Genomic DNA, 1,356 nt, shown 5'->3' on the forward strand with positions numbered 1-1,356 from the left:
GCCAGTCCGCACTCAGCGCAATCCACGATCTCGTCGACGGACGCTTCGCCGTCGCTTGATCGGCCTCAGTGCCAACCTCCTGAGCAGTTACATCCAGATAGCCTGGCTGTGGATCCGGCATCAACCCGGCTCTGCACTAACCCGCTGGTTCAAGGATCGCGTGTTGCAAAACGGCGGACGCCTGAAGAAACCGACCATCGTCGCGCTGGCGCGCAAGCTCATCGTTGCGCTCTGGAAATATGTCTCTTCCGGTGTCGTGATCGAGGGGGCAATTATGCAAGCCAAATAGCAGCCGAATCTTACTTCGAGATCCGTCAGGGCCTGCAGACCCTGCTGGATACCAGGGCGGCGGACCGAGTAACTGCAGGGCACACCATGCCGATCCGTGAGAATGGTCCCGCCATCCTGGGCCCCGTCCGCAGCAAGCGGGATGTTGGTTCAGCAGCCGAGTGTGCTGACCGAATATAAGTTGGAGCTGGCGCAACCACCGCGCCTGATCATGCAAACCGGGCCCGGACCAGGTTATCCAGAACGCCACGGAAACATATCATGCCGCCATGAACCCTTGACAGAGACCCATCTCAGAGCCCGATCCGAAACTAAGTTGAGTGGTATCAGTGGGTTAGCTTGACGACCCGCCCAGTCGTTGATTCAGGGGTTTCGCCAAAAACTATCTGGGATACAACGATGTGGACCGATACCACTCGCGCTCTCCATGCGCGAAGCATGCTAGCTTTACCAACAGATTTAACCGATGCCGAATGGGCTTTCTTCGAGCCCCTTCTTCCTCCACCAGCAAAGACAGGTCGACCACGGAAGTGGGAGATGCGCCGGATTGTTGAGGCCATCTTCTATCTGCTCCGGGGTGGGCTGCCATGGCGAATGCTGCCACCTTGCTTTCCACCGGTCTCAACGGTGCGACGCTGGTTCTACATATGGCGCGATACTGGGCTATGGCAGGCCTTGAACCATGGCCTTCTTATGCTGGTCCGTGAAGCGCAGGGGCGTGAGGCCTCGCCCAGCGCCGGTGTGATCGACAGCCAGAGCGTCAAAACCACTGAAAGTGGCGGACCTCGGGGCTACGATGCTGGAAAGAAGATCAAAGGACGCAAGCGTCACATCCTAACCGACACCGAGGGCAATCTGGTTCACGCCGTCGTCCATACCGCTGACATTCAGGATCGCGATGGAGCTCCGATGGTCTTGGGCGGCGTCATCAAGCGGTTTCCCTGGCTGCGGCACGTGTTCGCTGATGGCGGATATGCTGGCCAGAAACTGAAGGATGCCCTGAAGCCTTTGGGTAGCTGGATGATCGCAATCATCAAACGCTCCGACACGGTCAAGGGCTTCGAAGTC

Annotated in this window: 1 protein-coding gene and 1 pseudogene; both read left to right on the forward strand. The window is 58.3% G+C overall.

The window, feature by feature from the left end:
* Positions 1-289 (forward strand): annotated as a pseudogene (locus HGI46_RS19990) (IS110 family transposase); the annotation flags it as partial.
* A 398-nt stretch (positions 290-687) separates the two neighbouring features.
* Positions 688-1,356 (forward strand): IS5 family transposase (locus tag HGI46_RS19995; RefSeq protein ID WP_168905624.1); only part of this gene is annotated, 669 nt, incomplete at its 3' end.

Source organism: Novosphingobium sp. ERW19, assembly GCF_012641315.1.
Lineage (GTDB): Bacteria > Pseudomonadota > Alphaproteobacteria > Sphingomonadales > Sphingomonadaceae > Novosphingobium.